Source organism: Pacificispira sp., assembly GCF_965228185.1.
Lineage (GTDB): Bacteria > Pseudomonadota > Alphaproteobacteria > UBA8366 > Aestuariispiraceae > Pacificispira.
In genome coordinates, this window is the sequence record NZ_CBDDHE010000004.1 from 345,566 (window position 1) to 361,478 (window position 15,913).

Annotated in this window: 18 protein-coding genes and 1 tRNA gene; 7 read left to right on the forward strand and 12 right to left on the reverse strand. The window is 61.1% G+C overall.

The genetic code is table 11. From position 1 onward, the window contains the following. Positions 1–3: 3 nt before the first annotated feature. From metG to ACO06O_RS09955, 6 genes are all read right to left on the reverse strand, one after another. Positions 4–1,572 (reverse strand): methionine--tRNA ligase, encoded by a 1,569-nt coding sequence (gene metG / locus ACO06O_RS09930; protein WP_421878938.1) that lies wholly within the window; start codon positions 1,570–1,572, stop codon positions 4–6. A 32-nt stretch (positions 1,573–1,604) separates the two neighbouring features. Then, positions 1,605–2,696: a DNA polymerase III subunit delta' gene (locus ACO06O_RS09935; RefSeq protein WP_421878941.1), complete on the reverse strand. Its 1,092-nt coding sequence runs from the start codon at positions 2,694–2,696 to the stop codon at positions 1,605–1,607. Next, positions 2,696–3,337, reverse strand: a complete 642-nt coding sequence (gene tmk, locus ACO06O_RS09940) for a dTMP kinase (RefSeq protein WP_421878944.1) — start codon at positions 3,335–3,337, stop codon at positions 2,696–2,698. Before tmk ends, ACO06O_RS09935 begins: the two co-directional genes overlap by 1 nt. After that, a complete protein-coding gene (locus ACO06O_RS09945) occupies positions 3,337–4,491 on the reverse strand; it encodes a D-alanyl-D-alanine carboxypeptidase family protein (protein WP_421878947.1) in 1,155 nt (384 codons plus the stop codon). Before ACO06O_RS09945 ends, tmk begins: the two co-directional genes overlap by 1 nt. A 100-nt stretch (positions 4,492–4,591) precedes the next feature. Next, positions 4,592–5,584: a septal ring lytic transglycosylase RlpA family protein gene (locus ACO06O_RS09950; protein ID WP_421878950.1), complete on the reverse strand. Its 993-nt coding sequence runs from the start codon at positions 5,582–5,584 to the stop codon at positions 4,592–4,594. Between the two features lie 6 nt (positions 5,585–5,590). Next, positions 5,591–6,787, reverse strand: a complete 1,197-nt coding sequence (locus ACO06O_RS09955) for a lytic murein transglycosylase (protein ID WP_421878953.1) — start codon at positions 6,785–6,787, stop codon at positions 5,591–5,593. Between the two features lie 228 nt (positions 6,788–7,015). Between ACO06O_RS09955 and ACO06O_RS09960 the strand changes: the two genes are divergently transcribed. After that, a complete protein-coding gene (locus tag ACO06O_RS09960) occupies positions 7,016–8,599 on the forward strand; it encodes an EAL domain-containing protein (protein WP_421878956.1) in 1,584 nt (527 codons plus the stop codon). Positions 8,600–8,673: 74 nt separating this feature from the next. Beyond that, positions 8,674–8,763: transfer RNA gene (locus tag ACO06O_RS09965), tRNA-Ser, on the forward strand. 43 nt (positions 8,764–8,806) lie between these two features. Here the strand turns inward: ACO06O_RS09965 and ACO06O_RS09970 are convergent. Continuing rightward, on the reverse strand, positions 8,807–9,367 hold the full coding sequence (locus ACO06O_RS09970) for a TetR/AcrR family transcriptional regulator (RefSeq protein ID WP_421878959.1): 561 nt from the start codon (positions 9,365–9,367) through the stop codon (positions 8,807–8,809). Between the two features lie 126 nt (positions 9,368–9,493). Here ACO06O_RS09970 and ACO06O_RS09975 point away from each other — a divergent pair, with 126 nt between their 5' ends. Further along, complete coding sequence (locus tag ACO06O_RS09975) at positions 9,494–10,495, forward strand: saccharopine dehydrogenase NADP-binding domain-containing protein (RefSeq protein WP_421878962.1); 1,002 nt, start codon at positions 9,494–9,496, stop codon at positions 10,493–10,495. 170 nt (positions 10,496–10,665) lie between these two features. Here ACO06O_RS09975 and ACO06O_RS09980 read toward each other — a convergent pair whose 3' ends face one another. Beyond that, complete coding sequence (locus ACO06O_RS09980) at positions 10,666–11,100, reverse strand: helix-turn-helix domain-containing protein (RefSeq protein WP_421878965.1); 435 nt, start codon at positions 11,098–11,100, stop codon at positions 10,666–10,668. A 90-nt stretch (positions 11,101–11,190) separates the two neighbouring features. On the opposite strand from ACO06O_RS09980, the gene ACO06O_RS09985 reads away from it, so the two are divergent. After that, on the forward strand, positions 11,191–11,700 hold the full coding sequence (locus ACO06O_RS09985; protein WP_421878968.1) for a DUF2938 domain-containing protein: 510 nt from the start codon (positions 11,191–11,193) through the stop codon (positions 11,698–11,700). A gap of 4 nt (positions 11,701–11,704) precedes the next feature. On the opposite strand, the gene ACO06O_RS09990 is transcribed toward ACO06O_RS09985, so the two are convergent. Then, on the reverse strand, positions 11,705–12,166 hold the full coding sequence (locus ACO06O_RS09990) for an SRPBCC family protein (RefSeq protein ID WP_421878971.1): 462 nt from the start codon (positions 12,164–12,166) through the stop codon (positions 11,705–11,707). A gap of 51 nt (positions 12,167–12,217) precedes the next feature. Between ACO06O_RS09990 and ACO06O_RS09995 the strand changes: the two genes are divergently transcribed. Both ACO06O_RS09995 and ACO06O_RS10000 read left to right on the forward strand, forming a co-directional pair. Next, positions 12,218–12,562 carry an ArsR/SmtB family transcription factor gene (locus tag ACO06O_RS09995; protein ID WP_421878974.1) on the forward strand — a complete coding sequence of 115 codons (345 nt, stop codon included), beginning with the start codon at positions 12,218–12,220 and terminating at the stop codon, positions 12,560–12,562. A 95-nt stretch (positions 12,563–12,657) separates the two neighbouring features. Then, positions 12,658–13,341 carry a FecR family protein gene (locus tag ACO06O_RS10000; RefSeq protein WP_421878977.1) on the forward strand — a complete coding sequence of 228 codons (684 nt, stop codon included), beginning with the start codon at positions 12,658–12,660 and terminating at the stop codon, positions 13,339–13,341. 77 nt (positions 13,342–13,418) lie between these two features. Here ACO06O_RS10000 and infA read toward each other — a convergent pair whose 3' ends face one another. After that, the gene (gene infA / locus ACO06O_RS10005; protein ID WP_169624207.1) at positions 13,419–13,637 is read right to left on the reverse strand and encodes a translation initiation factor IF-1; all 219 of its coding nucleotides are present in this window, start codon (positions 13,635–13,637) and stop codon (positions 13,419–13,421) included. Between the two features lie 333 nt (positions 13,638–13,970). On the opposite strand from infA, the gene ACO06O_RS10010 reads away from it, so the two are divergent. Continuing rightward, a complete protein-coding gene (locus tag ACO06O_RS10010) occupies positions 13,971–14,477 on the forward strand; it encodes a response regulator (RefSeq protein WP_421878981.1) in 507 nt (168 codons plus the stop codon). Between the two features lie 32 nt (positions 14,478–14,509). Here the strand turns inward: ACO06O_RS10010 and ACO06O_RS10015 are convergent, their stop codons facing one another. Beyond that, entirely contained in the window at positions 14,510–14,872 is a 363-nt protein-coding gene (locus ACO06O_RS10015) for a DUF6285 domain-containing protein (protein ID WP_421878984.1), read from the reverse strand. Continuing rightward, a complete protein-coding gene (locus ACO06O_RS10020; protein WP_421878986.1) occupies positions 14,869–15,909 on the reverse strand; it encodes a phosphotransferase family protein in 1,041 nt (346 codons plus the stop codon). Before ACO06O_RS10020 ends, ACO06O_RS10015 begins: the two co-directional genes overlap by 4 nt. Between the last annotated feature and the right edge of the window lie 4 nt (positions 15,910–15,913).

Consider the following 15,913-nt stretch of genomic DNA (forward strand, 5'->3'; position numbering starts at 1 on the left):
GGCTCATTCCGCTTCCGGCTCGACATAGCGCGGGAAGACCGGCGCCGGTTTGGGCAGATCGGTTCCGGCCACCAGTGCGGTGTCGATATCGGCGAAGGACCGGTTCTCCGGGGCAACCGCCAATTGATCCAGCAGTTTCGCCGCCGATCCCGGAACGACCGATTGCACATAAATGCCCAGTATCCGGATCACATCGGCCAAGACATAGAGCACCGTTTCCATCCGGGCGGGATCGGTCTTGCGCAGCGCCCAGGGCGCCTGGGCATCGACATAGCGGTTGGCATCGCCGACGACCTTCCAGACGGATTCGAGCATGCGATGGATCGCCTGCGACTCCATCGCCTCACGCATTGCCGACAGGGCACCCTTGGCCGCCCCGATCAACGCCTCATCGTCCGGCGTCAGGGGGCCTGGCGTCGGGACCTTGCCGTCGCAATTCTTGGCAATCATGGACAGGACGCGCTGGCCCAAATTGCCGAGGTCGTTGGCGAGATCCGAGTTGATGCGGTTGACCATGCTTTCCTTCGAGAAGGAACCGTCATTGCCATAGGGCACTTCGCGCATCAGGAAATAGCGCACCTGATCCAGCCCGAATTCGTCGATCATGGCCTGGGGTGTGATGACATTGCCCAGGGATTTCGACATCTTCTGGCCTTCGATGTTCAGGAAGCCATGGCCGAACACCCGTTTCGGCAGCGGCAGATCGGCGGACATCAGGAAGGCGGGCCAATAGATGGTATGGAACCGCATGATGTCCTTGCCGATCACATGCAGGTCCGCCGGCCAGTATTTCTGGTAGCTCTCGGCGCCCTCGTCCGGGAAGCCGGTCGCCGTGATGTAGTTGGTCAGCGCGTCCAGCCAGACATACATGATATGCCGGTTGTCGCCGGGCACGGGGATACCCCAATTGAAGCTGGTCCGCGACACGGACAGATCGGTCAGCCCCTGCTTCACGAAGTTCACCACCTCGTTGCGGCGGTAATGCGGCAGGATGAAATCCGGATTGGCGTCATAATGCGCCAACAACTTGTCGCCATAGGCCGACAGCCGGAAGAAGTAGCTTTCCTCCTCTACCCATTCGACCTCCGCGCCGGACGGGGCGAACTTCTTGCCCTTATCCGGCCCCTCGCCTTCTGTCAGCTCGTCCTCGCCGAAATAGGCCTCGTCCCGGACGGAGTACCAACCGGCATATTTGTCGAGATAGATGTCGCCCTTGTCGGCGATCCGCTTCCAGATTTCCTGAACGCTGGCGTGATGGCGCGGCTCGGTCGTGCGAATGAAGTCATCATTCGAGACATCCAGAGTGCCGACCATCTCCTTGAATTTGGCGGCAATCTCGTCGCAGAACTCGGCCGGCTCCTTGCCCTTGCCGCGCGCGGTCTTCTCGACCTTCTGGCCATGTTCGTCCGTGCCGGTCAGGAACATGACGTCATAGCCGTCCAGACGCTTGAAACGGGCGATCACGTCGGTCGAGATCGCCTCATAGGCATGGCCCAGATGCGGCGGTCCGTTGACATAGGAAATCGCCGTCGTGACGTAAAACGATGGTTTGCTACCGGCATCGCGCGACATAAACAGGTCCAATTCGAAAACAGCGAGGAAACTCAGCGCCGCAGCGCCGCGACTTTCTGCACTTCGCTGAAGGCCGCCACAATCAACTGACGCTTATCTAGATTGGCCGGATTGTCCGATTGGGCAAGCAGGCCGGTCAGTTTCTCCCATAGCTGCATCGACGTTTCAAGGCCGCCCAGCGTGTTCCAGCCGTCCAACGCGCGTTCTTCCTCCGGCAGCACGGCCACGGGACGGACACCCGTCGCTTGCGCCCGGATCGCCCGTTTGATCCACCAGTCGATCAGATTGCGAAATGCGAAATAGGCCGATTCCGCATGTTTCGGGGACAGCATGTCCGCCAGTCCGTAAAGTTGCTTAGGATCGGGCTTTGCGGGATTGGACAGCAGGACCAGGGCCGCACGATACAGATCGATCCCGCCGGCCGCCGCATAATCCAGGGCACGTCCGATGCTGCCTTCGCCCAGCTGGATCAGGACGTCGACATCGGCTTCCGAAACCTCCGGCGCGTGCTGAGCGATCAACCGGCGCATCTCCGGCGGCTGCAACGGCGACAGGGTCAGCTTCCGGCATCGGGACCGGATGGTCGGCAGCAATCGGCCCGGCGCATGGCTGACCAACAGGAACAAGGTGTGGGGCGGCGGCTCCTCAAGGGCTTTCAGAATCGCGTTCGCACCCGACGTGTTCAATTCATCGGCACTGTCGATGACGATCGCCTTCCAGGCGCTTTCCGCGGGCGTCTGATGCACGAAGCCCAGAATGCCGCGCACATCGTCGACCGGGATCGATGTCTTGCCTTCCGGACGTTCTAGCGCGCGAAAATCCGGATGCCCGCCGGACACGATCCGCCGGAAGGTCCCGGCTTCCGGCGACAGATACAGCCCGTCGGTCGCCGTTTCGCCGAACAGACCCGCCCCCTGCCCGCCATCGCCGCCGGCCAGCACCCAACGGGCCATCCGATAGGCCAGTGTCGCCTTGCCGATGCCCTGCGGGCCGCAGATCAGCCAAGCATGGGGAAAGCGGCCGGACGCCCAGGCCGTCGCAACCGTCTCCTCGGCGGCCTGGTGCCCAAATAGGTCCGGGTTGCGGCGCGGGCGGGGCGGCCCCTGATCGTCATCGTCACTCATTATGCAGGGCCTGTCAGGGCAAACCGGGACCGAACGGTGTCTTTAACCCGTTCCGCGACGGCATCTACCGAACCTTCGGCCGACAGGGTGACGACGCGGTCAGGGTCCGTAGCGGCGATGTCGAGAAAGGCCCGGCGCAGATCTTCATGAAACTGATGGCCCAGAAGTTCGAAGCGATCCGGTCCCCCCCGCGCCGAAGCACGCAACAACCCCTCGGAAACCGGCAAGTCGAGCAACAGGGTCAGATCCGGCTTGAAACCGTCCAGACTGAGACGGTCGAGTTCCCGCACCCAAGCTGCCCCGAGTCCGCGGGCATAGCCTTGATAGGCCAAGGTTGAATCGCTGAACCGATCGCACAGAACCCATTTCCCGGACGCCAGGGACGGCTTTATCACCCGGTCGACGTGGTCCCGGCGTGCGGCATACATCAGCAAGGCCTCGCTGACCGGTCCCCAACGGTCGCCGGCGCCGGAAACGACCAATTCACGGATCGCCTGCGCGCCGTCGGTTCCGCCCGGTTCCCGCGTTACCACGCACTCGATACCTGATTGAGCTAGGCAATCCGCCAGCCGCCCGACCTGTGTCGTTTTTCCGGTTCCCTCACCGCCCTCGAATGTAATGAAGCGGCCGCGCGGCGCCATCAACTGGACTCGCCGAATACCAGATATTCCAGGGCCGCCCGCAGACGGCCGAAGGAGCCGAGTCGTTCGACCGGCTCGCCCGCGACGACTGGAATATAAACCGTGTTCAGGCCGGGTGCGGTCACAACGACCTCGCCATAGGCCGTTCCGGGCGTAATCGGTGCGGCGATGGGCTCTTCGGTGCGCAGAACGACCTTCAGCTCATCCCGAACCGACCGGCGCAGCACGATGTCGACCGGCTCCTGCACGATCAGGGGCACCCGGCCCTCCTTGCCCAGCCAGACCGGCGCGTCGGAAACCGTCTCACCCGCCTCGAACAGGCGGTAAGTGCCGAACTCCCGGAACCCCCAATCGAGGATGCGTTCCGCCTCCAAGGCACGTTCCTTGGACGAATTCAGGCCGTTGACCACCAGCACCAGGCGCTGACCGTTGCGTACCGCCGACGCGGTCAGCCCGTAACCGGACGCCTCCGTATGGCCGGTCTTCAGGCCGTCGGCCCCGATATTGCGGTACAGAAGCGGGTTCCGGTTGCTCTGGGTGATTTCCGAATAGGTGAATTCCGTCTCGGCATAGAAGTGATAGTATTCCGGAAAATCGCGAATGATGCTCTCGGCCAGGACCGCGAGATCATGGGCGGTCGTATAATGCTCGTCATCGGGCCAGCCGCTGGCATTGCGGAACTGCGTCCCCGTCATGCCGATTTCCTGACCCTTGGCGGTCATTTCCCGCGCAAAGGCCTCTTCGCTGCCAGATAGCCCTTCCGCGACGACGATGGTCGCATCGTTGCCGGACTGAATGATGATCCCGCGCAGCAGGTCCTCAACGCGCACCCGCGCTCCGACCTCTACGAACATCTTCGACCCGCCCTTGCGCCAGGCCTTTTCGCTGACCGGGAAAGTGTCGTCCAGGGACAGGGTGCCGTTTTTCAGGCGTTCGAAGACCAGATAGGCGGTCATAAGCTTGGTCATCGACGCCGGATACATCCGCGCGTCCGCATTCTTCGACAACAGGACCGTACCGGTATCGAAATCGATCAAGACGGCCTGTTGCGCCTGGGTTTCCAGGCCGCGCACGTCCTGGGCCGACGCGGGAAGCGCCACCAGTCCGAACAGTGCGGTGGCAATCAACGTCACTCTGGCGAGGGTTGCGAGCATCCTTCCTCCATTCGGCGGTTCTGATCGTTTGGAAATCGACACCGCCAGTGTGCCTCAAGCGGTCGGGTGAAATCCAGGCAGGATCGGGGCAGGAAAGCGGTTAATTCCGATTGACCACAATCTGCGCGTCCGTATAGCCGGCTTCTATCACGGCGACCAAGAGCGATTCCAACCGTTCATCATCCTTCAGCGGCCCCAGACGCACCCGAAAAAGCGGGGTCGACGACCGCGTGATCTCCTCGACAATGATCGGCCCCAGATAGCTGAGCGATGCCCGGGCCCGGTCGGCGTTATAGAACTCCCCGAACGCGCCGGCCTGGATATAAACCGCAGGGTCCGGCGTGACCGGCACCACCTTCAGATCGGTATCGATATCCGCCTCAGCCTCGGGACGCTCGATCGGGACATCCTCACGCGGCAATTCCGCCTGCTGCACCGCGGAATCGGCCGTTCCGGGGGGAGCGGACAGGTTTTCCCCCGCGACGGCTCCTGTCGGGGCCGTTTCCGGGGGCGGCGGTTCCGGTTTCGACACCTGAACGAAGGCCGGTCCACCGCTGACGGCAGCCGACAATTTCCGACTTTCCGCTTCCAGGACTTCGACGCGGACCAAGGCGGTGCCCTTGACCTCGAAGCCAAGCAACTGCGCGGCGCGGCGGGAGACGTCGATGATCCGGCTATGGGCGAACGGGCCGCGATCGTTGACGATGACTTTCAACGACCGCCCGTTTTCCAGATTGGTGATCCGCACCATCGACGGCAACGGCAGCGTTCTGTGGGCGGCGGATACTCGGTTCTCGTCGAAAATCGCGCCATTCGCGGTGTGTTTGCCGTGGAATCCCGGACCGTACCAAGAGGCGATCCCTTCCTCCACATAGCTGAAATCTTCTTTAGGATAGTACCATATGTTCTTGATCTGATAAGGCTGCCCGACCTTGTAGGACGCCCCCAGTTCCGGCAATTGCGGATCGGCGGTCGGGGTCACGACCGTATTCCCGACCGATTTCGTCGCTTGCGACAGGAAGGAAAGTTCCGCGCAGGCGCCGGGCATCAGCAGGACGAGGAACAGCGCGAGACGGGTAAGCACCTTCGGCATTCGGACTTACCCTCCCCTCAAGCTTTGCAGCAATTCATGGGTCGGATAGCCGTCCGGCGGCAGTCCATTGGCCTTCTGATAGGCCTTCACCGCGCCGCGCGTCGCCGGGCCGATCATCCCGTCGGGCTTGCCGGTGTCGAACCCCGCCGTATTCAGGCGCTGTTGCAGATCGATGATGTCGTCGCGGTGCAGCGGCTTTTCATCTGCCGGGCGGCTGGCAACCAGGGCGCCCTGACCGATCAAGCGGTCGGACAGATATCCCACGGCCAATGCGTAATAGACGGACCGGTTCCAGGTCATGATGGCGTCGAAATTGCCATAGACCAGAAAGGCGGGGCCTTTTACGCCCGCCGGCAGGATGATCGAGCCCTCGATATCCGCGACCGGCAGATCGGCGCCATTGGCGCGCCGGACGCCCAAGGCTTGCCACTCGGAAATATGCTTGTGCACGGACAGGTCGGCGGTCTCCAGGTCGAATCCGGCCGGCAGGCGGACTTCCCTCCCCCAGGTCTCCGTATCGTCCCAGCCGATCTTGGACAGGTAATTGGCGGCCGAGGCGAATACGTCCGGCAGCGTGGTCCAGATATCCTTGCGCCCGTCACCGTTCCCGTCGGTCGCATAGCCGGTGAAGGTCGATGGCATGAACTGCGGCTGTCCCATGGCGCCGGCCCAGCTGCCCTTCATGTCGGCGACGGCGATATGGCCTTCGTCGACAATCTGGAGCGCATGAAACAGTTCGGCGCGGAAGAAGTCCGAGCGCCTTTCGTCATGGGCTAAGGTCGCAACCGCCCCGATCACCGGGAAACCGCCGGTATAGTCGCCGAAATTGGTTTCCATGCCCCAGAAGGCGACCAGGAAACGCGGCTGAACGCCATAGGTCTTCGCCACCTGATCCAGCAGAGCGGCGTGCCGTCCGAGGAGATCGCGCCCGCGCCGGATGCGGTCTTCGGTCACGAACGAATCCAGATAGCCCCAGAAGGTCCGGGTAAATTCCGGTTGCCGACGGTCCAGTTCCAAAACCCGTTCGATCGGTTGCAGGCCGTTCAGCGCCGAATCCAGGGTCCCAGGCTTCAGCCCCTTGGCCAATCCTTCCGACCGGACGCCGTCGAGCCAGGCTTGAAACTCGGTCGTTTGAGCGGGTGCGACGGACGGAAAGGTCCACACGGTCGCCATCGCGGTCACTGCCAGAAGAAGGTTTCGCATCGCCGGGTATTTCGATTGTGTTGCCGAACGATAGGCTTACGCCAATCCGGAACCGGACCACAAGGGATGTCTACATCTGACTGAAAACCCATTACTTTTGGCCGCAATTCGCATGACGCGGCAACAAAGCTGCGCGAATCGAAGTCCGGGCATTTGCCTGACGCTACGGTCTGGTGTAACTCAGCTATAGGACGGCAGGGTAACAACTTCCTAGGCACGGGCCCGCGGATGAGCGGACAGGATGGCGACAGCGAAGCGGAACGTCGGACGTTTCAGCTTTATATCGACGAAAGCGGTCGCATCGCCATGGCTCGGGGCAATGCGGACCGCTGGCTCGGCACCGGCTTGACCGATTTGGAAGGCCGTTCGGTCGCCGAATTCGCCGCCGAAGAATCGCAATTCGCCATCAGCGAAATCCTGGTCCAGGCCGCCTTGCGCGAGTTCCTGCCGAAGAGCCTGTTCTTCATGCGCGAAACCCGCACCGGCTCGGTCAGTGGTTTCGAGGTCACCGGCAAGCCGCAGACCTTCAACGAACTATACCGTCTGAATTTTGTTCAGGACCCGGATATGGAATACGGGCCGCAGTCGAAGAATTCCCGCGAGGGCTTCGTCGGCGCGGTCGAACGCGCGATCCGGGACGCTGCCGAAAACGACCGCGATGTCGACATGACCTTCCTGGATATCGGCGATGTCGGCCGCCTGGGATCGATTCCCGGACTGAGTCCAGAGGATGTCCGTCGCTTTACGGACCGCGTCGAAAGCCGTTTGAAGGCCGAAAGTGTCGGCGGCGACTCATTGGGGCGCGTCGACCGTGGAAAATACGGTCTGGTTCATGACCGCAACGCCGACATGTCCATTCTGCGCAGCGAAATTGAAAGCTACGCCAAGGATGTCGACCCGGGAGGACAGGCGCTGCGCGTCGACGCTTCGACCGTCATGTTGGACGCGGATTCCATGGATGTCGGCGACGTGCGCACCGCCTTGGAGCATGCGGTCGACGAATTCGCCGATACCGGCATCGACGCGGTGATTTTCGACACGCTGGCCGACAGCCAGGCGTCCTATCTCGACCGTAAGGAAACCCGTACAGCCCTGTTGATGCGGTGCCTGGACGACGACGTCCTGACCTGCGCCTTTGCGCCCGTCTGCGACATTGCGAAATGGACGACGCATCATCTGACATCGGAATTCCGCGCCAATCTGGACGATGACGGGTTGGGTGCCGCGGAGATCCTGAAACTGACCGACGGCGACGACAAGCTGCGCACTCAGGTCGACAGCGCGCAATGCCGCTATATCCTGACCCATGAGGCGTTGGACGCGGTCGGCGTTTCGGTGAACGTCGCGATCCGCTCCCTGCTGGAACCGGAAGTGATCGGCATGCTGCTCGATTTCCGGCGCAAGGCGCCGCAGCGCATGGTCATCCTGCGCCTGTCGGGACTGGACAAGATTCCCTGGGAAAAGGTCCAGGCGCTGGACATCCTGCGCCGCGCCGGGTTCGCAATCGCGCTTTACGGCCGCGATGTCGGCGCCGTCACGGCGGAAAAGCTGGAAGCGATCCCGGCGGATTACATCCTTCTGGACCCCAGTTTCGTGGTCAATCTGGACCAGTTGAAGCGCGGCCTGCCGATGATGGCCAATATGGTCTCACGCTGCCGCGAATACGGCATTCGAATCGTCTTCGAAGGCGTCCTGGAATCCGCCGGCGCCCGCCTGCTGTCCAAGATCGAGGGCGCGCTGTGCAACGGCCCCTATTTCGGCGAGCCGGTGGAATCCCTGGACCAGCTCAAACTGCCGGTCCAGGGCGGCTGAACGCCTGATGCCGCCCACACTCTTGCACCGCGCCACGCAATAGTGCTAATCACCCGCGCCCCCAGAGGCACGAAGGACAGGTGGCCGAGCGGTTTAAGGCACTGGTCTTGAAAACCAGCGTGCGGGAAACCGTACCGTGGGTTCGAATCCCACCCTGTCCGCCATCTTTCCGCTGCCAGACAACCTGCCCTGCCGTATGGCCCCGCGTCAGCCCGACGCGACAATTCGGCGGACGGCCTGGATCAAGACGGCCGGCGCATCGACTCCGTTCAACCGGCCGTCACTCATGAAAGCGCCGTCCAGCAGCAGCGAGATCTGCAAGGCAAGAACGGACGGATTTGATACGCCCGTACGCGCGCAAATCGATGTAAGCCGCCGCAGCATTTCAGCCTTATGGGAGCGCGCAACGGCACGGGCCGGATGATCATAATCGGCAAACTCCGCCGCGACATTGATCTGGGGGCAGCCGCGATATCCATCGCGCCGCACCCGATCCCCGATCCACCGGCACAGCGCCTCCAACTCCCCGATCCCGGCATCCGCGCCGGATACGGCCTGGTCCCATTGGTGCCAAAATTCGGCATCTTCCGCCTGCAGAAAGGCCTCGATCAACATGTCCTTGGTCGGGAAATGTCGGTAGATGGTGGTCTTCGCGATCCCCGAGATATCGACAATCTGGTCCATCCCGACGGCACGGACACCATTCGCATAGAATAGATCCGACGCGACACGCAGGGCCTTAGACCGAACGCGCTGAGACCGGGTCATCTTCGGTTCCGCCGGGGTCATTGCATAAACATCCACAGAAGTTGACGCGCTTTTCGGGTCACGATTGACAACGATACCGATCAGTGTCAATTGAACTATCGATACAGATCGGTAGCGAAAGGAAAGATGATGCCGTTCAAGATCGCCGTTGCCGGGGCCAATGGTCATACCGGCAAATTCGTCATGAACCATTTGCGCCGAATGAATCACGACGCGATCCCCTTGACCAGAAACGGGGAATTTGTGCCGTCGTCCGGAATCCAAGAAACGGGACGCGCCATCGATTGTTCGGACCAGGCCAGCCTTGATCGCGGGCTTGTGGGCTGTGACGCCGTCCTGAACTGCGCCGGCCCCTTCTTCGACACAGCCAAACCAATGGCAGAAGCGGCCATCCGCGCGGGAATTCCCTATCTGGACGTCACAGCTGAGCAAGGCACGGCGCGCAGCCTGTTTGACGAGTTGGATGCCACCGCAAAGGCCGCCGGCATTACGATCCTGCCCGCGATGGCGTTTTACGGCGGCCTGGCCGATCTCCTAACGACCGCGGTGCTGCAGGGACGGACCCGGGTAACCTCCGTGGATATCGCCGTGGGCCTGACATCCTGGCATCCTACCGAGGGAACGCGTAAGACCGGGGCCCGGAATATTGCCCCGCGCGTTTTCATACGGGACGGCGTACTGGCGCAGATTCCAACAAAAATGCCGAACCGGAACTGGCACTTCGCTGCGCCGATCGGGGAGGTGGAAGTGCAATGCCTGCCGCTTTCGGAAATCATCCTGATCGACCGGCACGTACAGGCCAAATCGGTAACCAGCTATATCAACTTGAAACCCTTGGAGGACCTACACGACAACTCGACGCCCCCGCCCCTATCCGTCACGGATGACGGCCGATCCGCACAGCAATTTGTTATGGAGGTCGAAGTTGCGGACGGGGACTGGCGTACCCGGGTCAGCGCAAGCGGACGGGATATCTATGCCGCCACGGCCCCACTAATCGTCGGCGCATGCTTGAAACTTCTCAACGGTCCGCCCACACCCGCCGGCGTGCGGGCACCAGGAGAAATATTCGATTGCCGCGCCTTCCTGGCCGACCTGACTCCGGAGATTCTGGTGAAATATTCGTAAGATCGTAATGGATGGCGAACAAACCTTGTGGGGCGGCAAATCTCGATCACCTGCCGTCCGGCGCGGGCGTCCATGGGCGCAGGATGGAAACCGAGATCTGCAAAACGACCCGGTCAAGACTTCAATCTACGAAATCTTACACAACGGCGGCATAGCCGGAAAAATCCGCCTCAGAATCCCGGCCGGCCGAACGAAGGAATGGTGCGGCCGAGCGCCCGCGATGTCCCAGCCCGCCGCACCAAACGGCGGAAGACCGGACATTCCAGATGGCTCGGCGCGGGGCATTCCGCGGCATGCCGCAAGCCGTCCCGCAGCGCCGTCAAATCCCGGATTTTCTGGTCCAGTTCGTCCGCTTTCGCTTTCAAACGCCCCCGATCGATGTCCGGCGAACCGTCCGGACGGAACATCGCGCGGATGTCGTCCAGACTAAACCCCGCCTGACGTCCCAATGCGATCAGGGACAGGCGCTCGACAACATCGTCGTCAAAAACCCGGCGCATGCCTTTGCGGCCAATGGATTCGATCAGCCCTTTTTCTTCATAGAAGCGCAGCGCGGACGCTGGAAGGCCGGATTTCTTCGATAGCGCCGCTATGTCCAGGGGCATCGTTCAGTTGCCTATTGACCTAAAGTTGACTTGAACTTGTAGCATCCGGAAATGTCAATGTCATCCCTTCCGCATAGAGGAGTTCTCGCCATGGATTCGGAGTTTCACACTTTCTTGGCCGCGCTTGTTGTCGGAGTTCTCGCGACCCTGTTCATGGATCTGTGGGCCCTGTTTCAGTCTAGAATTCTCAAACTGCCGGTCGCGAACTTCGCCTTGGTCGGACGCTGGCTCGGCGGCATGGCAAGAGGACGCTTCGTTCATGACAATATCGGCGATGCAGTTTCGGTTCAGGGTGAGATGGCACTTGGGTGGCTGTTTCACTATTTGACCGGTGTGGTTTACGCGGCCCTGCTGATCGCAATAACCGGCCCGGACTGGCTGATGGAACCGACCATTATGCCTGCGATTGCTGTCGGGCTCGGAACACTGGCTGCCCCCTTCTTGATAATGCAGCCTGCCTTCGGTTTCGGAATCGCCGCTTCCCGAACACCCAGACCGGGTCGCGCGCGGATGCTCAGCGCCATGGCGCATGGTGCCTTCGCGATCGGCCTCTATTTAGGCGGATGGCTTTGGTCTGTCCTTACCGGCGCAATCGGTTAGCAGCCTATTTGAACATGCCGTCGCGCAGATTGATGCCGTGTTCCACATAGGCCTTCATCGCGCAGAGCATCTGCATCCAGCCCTGACAGTTCATATAGGACGCCTTTTCACCGGCCGGGGTTCTGCGGAACCCCTCTTCGGAGATCGAGACCAGGGTCCTGTCGCCGTCAATCGGTTCGAACCGCATGATCACAGTCGTGTAGTTGGATCCGGAATCGTCGGTTTCAGGCGCATCGGCATCCCATTGCAGAACGATCCGCTTGTTCGGCTCCACTTCCACGACCTGGACCGGAAAGGCACCTGGAAAGTCGTGGAAATCCCAATAGACCTGAACGCCGGTTTCAAGCCGTCCGGATGCGCCGCCCGTCGTGAAATAGCCCGACAGTTTTGCGGGATTGGCGACCGCGTCGAACACCTCGTCCACGGGTCGGTTGACCCGGCCGCTCACTTCGAACTTCAAGGTCATCTTCAAATCTCCATTCTTGCGGGTAATCGATTTATGTTATATTTTTACAACATGTCAACAGACACCCAAGACGACCTAATTTTTCGCGCCTTGGCCTCTCCCATTCGCCGCCGTCTCCTGGACGCGCTGCGGGACGAGCCTCAGACGACCGGAGAACTCTGCGCGCGGCATCCGGACCTGAACCGATGCACGGTCATGCAACATTTGGGAGTTCTTGAGGAAGCGGAGCTAATCCTCGTACGCCGTCAGGGCCGCCTGCGCTGGAACTATCTGAATGCCATTCCGATCAAGCGCATCCACGACCGATGGATCGGCGCCTATGCCGCTCAAGCGGTCGGCATTCTGGAGACACTGAAAAACGACCTGGAATTGATCGAGAAGAAAGTGGACGCCTAATCTGATCAGCCCACCGGGAAAATTCGGGAACGCGGCTTGTCTCGCCCTATATCCAGGTCCAAGTTCTGCCGCAGGACATTGGAAGGATGTATGGTATGCGCATGATGATGCCCGGACTTGTTTCGCCCCTCTCGGCAATGACCTTCGCCCTGCTCATTCTTTGGTGCGCCGGCACCGCAAATGCCGTCACCGACGAGATCGGCAAGGTTACGCGCCTGCAGGGCACAGCGACCCAACTTCTGGGCGATAATCCGCGCAGCCTGCAGGCCGGATCGGTCATTCGGGCCGGCGCTGTTGTGGAAACCGGGGCGGATTCGCGACTGCAGATCATCTTCATTGACGGGTCGCAGATGACATTGGGCGAAGAAGCGCGCCTGGTCATGGACGAACTGGTCTACAACATAGAAGCGTCGAATACGGGGGCGATCGCGCAATCCTTCGAAATCTTCGCCGGGACTTTTCGCTTCGTGACCGGCGCGGTCGGCCGAGAAAAGCAGGATGCCGTGCAGATATCGACTCCGGTCGCAACCATCGGCATTCGCGGCACCGATTTCTTCGGCGGCCCGCTGGCAGCCGGTATGCCGCCCGGGCAGATCCATTACGGGTTCATGAGCATTTCCGGCGCGATCGAGGTGACGACGCTGCAAGGCTCGGTCACGCTGGATGAGGAGAACGAAGGTACATTCCTGCCCATGTCCGGGAACGCGGCACCGACGCCTGCCAATATCTGGGATCAGGAAGCGACCGACGAGGCATATGCCTCGATTGAGTTCCAGTAAGGAACCCTCCGCCGTTAGGGCCGTCTTGGAAAGAGCGTAAGCGGGCCTTCGGGCCCGCGAAACGACCCGAGGCGGGATTACTTGTGACGGAAGGTAATACGACCCTTGGTCAGGTCATAGGGCGTCATTTCCACGTCGACCTTGTCGCCGACCATGACGCGGATGCGGAACTTGCGCATTTTACCTGCGGTATGGGCAATGATCTCATGGCCGTTCTCCAGTTCGACGCGGAACGTCGCATTGGGCAGCTTCTCGACCACGGTGCCCTGAAATTCAATCAGTTCTTCTTTCGACATAGACGCGTTATCCGAACCTTCTTCTAAACGATCAAACGGCGGAAAGCCGACCGCTTCCCGCCGCCCCGTCTTTGGGCGCGTAGGATATGAGCCATTCGGCCCGGAAAGACAAGCCCCGCCGCTTTCCCGTCAGTGACAGAGCGGGAAAACTCATAGGCGATAAAAAATATCGTTCCACGGCTTACGTGTGCCTGCTATCAAGTGGGTAACGAAGGTGGGCAATGCAACAATCCGTCGGGAGGGGCCGGTAATTTCCGGGACGGGTGTTCTTTGCTTTCATGGTGAAAATCGTAAGATGCTGCGACTGCCGCAGCCATTGGGGCGCCGTGAGGCATGGCATACGACCTCAGTCAGTTATCGATCCTAGTCGCGGATGACGACAGTTTCATCCTGTCCCTGACCCGGTCCCTTTTGAACGGGTTCGGCATTTCAAATGTGCGCACCGTCACCGATTCCAACATCGTCCTGGACGAGTTGCAGACCTCGACGGTCGATGTGCTGATGGTCGATTGGGATATGGAACCGATGAACGGGATCGAACTGACCCGGCATATTCGCATGCATCCGGACAGTCCGAACCGATATCTGCCGGTCATCATCATGACCGGGCATACCGAGATGTCGATCGTACTTAAGGCCCGGGACGCGGGCGTGACCGAGTTTCTGGCCAAACCGATGACGGTCCGGTCGATGTATCAGCGCATCGTCTCCGTCATCGAGCGTCCCCGCCCCTTCGTCCGGTCCAGCGACTATTTCGGACCGGACCGGCGTCGGATCGACGACCCGAACTTCAAAGGACCGGAACGGCGCGGCGATCCGGAAGACAGCATCGAAATTTAGGGATCAGGCGTAATTTGGACCCGCCTACCCCTCTAGGGCTGTTCGTCCGCCGCCGAGAGGTATTTGGGGTTCACCAGTTCCAGCCTGTCGCGCACATCCTCCATCAGGATCGCGTGCAGCCGCGCCGCGGCCACCCCTTCGTCGAACGCTCCGTCCCGAATCTTCGCACACAGGGCACGAATGTCGCCTCCAGGCAGAACGGCCTCAAGTCGCGATGCTTGCCGCGCCGCCAACCCGCCAGCGTCAGCCAAATCACGTTCCGCCGATCCCAGAATTGCCAGGATCATCAAGACGTCCAGCGTCTTTTCCTCCGGCAGCAGCGGCAGAATCTCGGTCTTTAGCACCGTCGCCGCCGCCCGCAGCAAGTCGGCGCTGTCCGGTTTATCGACAATCATGGCGTCTCTCCCGCCGGCGCCGTCATGCGCAGCAACTCCAGTTCCATTTCCGCCGACCGGCGGCCGGTCAGGCCCAGATCCAAGGTCCGCTCTCCTCCGACCAGATAGCGGTCGCCCTGCTGCAATGCGATGACCGCCCACCGGAAATGGGCATAGACCTCCCAGTAATAGGTTTTGACGGGATCGACCTTCACGCCGGATTCGCCCTCATACCCGCGCAGGAATGCGGCGCGACTGCCGATTCCGCCGGCCGGCTTGTCGCGGCCGGAGAAGCGCCAGCACATGGCATGAAACCAGCCGATATCTTCGTGCCGGTCGGACCAACCGGCAAATTCCCAGTCCAGGATCGCCGTCAAACCGTCTGCATCGATCATATAGTTTCCGGTGCGGAAATCATGATGAGCCAGTACAATTTCGGCCGGATCGGGCCGGTTCCGCTCAAGCCAGCGGATCGTCCAGTCCAGCACCGGCCGCGGCCGGTCCATCGCGTCCAGAAATGCGCACATTGTCGCCAACTCGGCACCGGCCGCGTCCGTCGGTGGATCGGGAAGGAAGTCGAAGCTGTGTGTTTCCGGGGTCATGGAATGAATCCGCGCCATTTCCCGGCCCATACGTTCGGTCAGTGCCTCTCGGTCGCCGCCCAACGAAAGGTCGCGCGTGATCTTCTGCCCCAGCGCGGTACCCGCAACGCGCCGCATCAGGCAGAATTCCTTGCCGATCACGGATTTGTCCGTCACGCAGACCAAGGGTTCAGGAACCGTCACCCCGGCCCGCCAGGCCGCGGAAAGCAGTTGATACTCCTGGGCGCGGGACAGGCTTACCGCAACCCCGGTCGGACTATCCGTGCGCAGGACGGCAGACAACGCGCCTGCCGACTTCCCGCCTTGAACCTTCAGATCGACGGCCCAATTTTCCTGAATAGCACCGCCGGAAAGGCGTTCCATGCCGATGATGTCGACCGAATCCGCAGCCAGCTCCGCGGCCAAGCGTTCGGAAAGCCGCTGCCGCGCGCCGCTATCCCCGGAAAGTTCCGTCATTCCG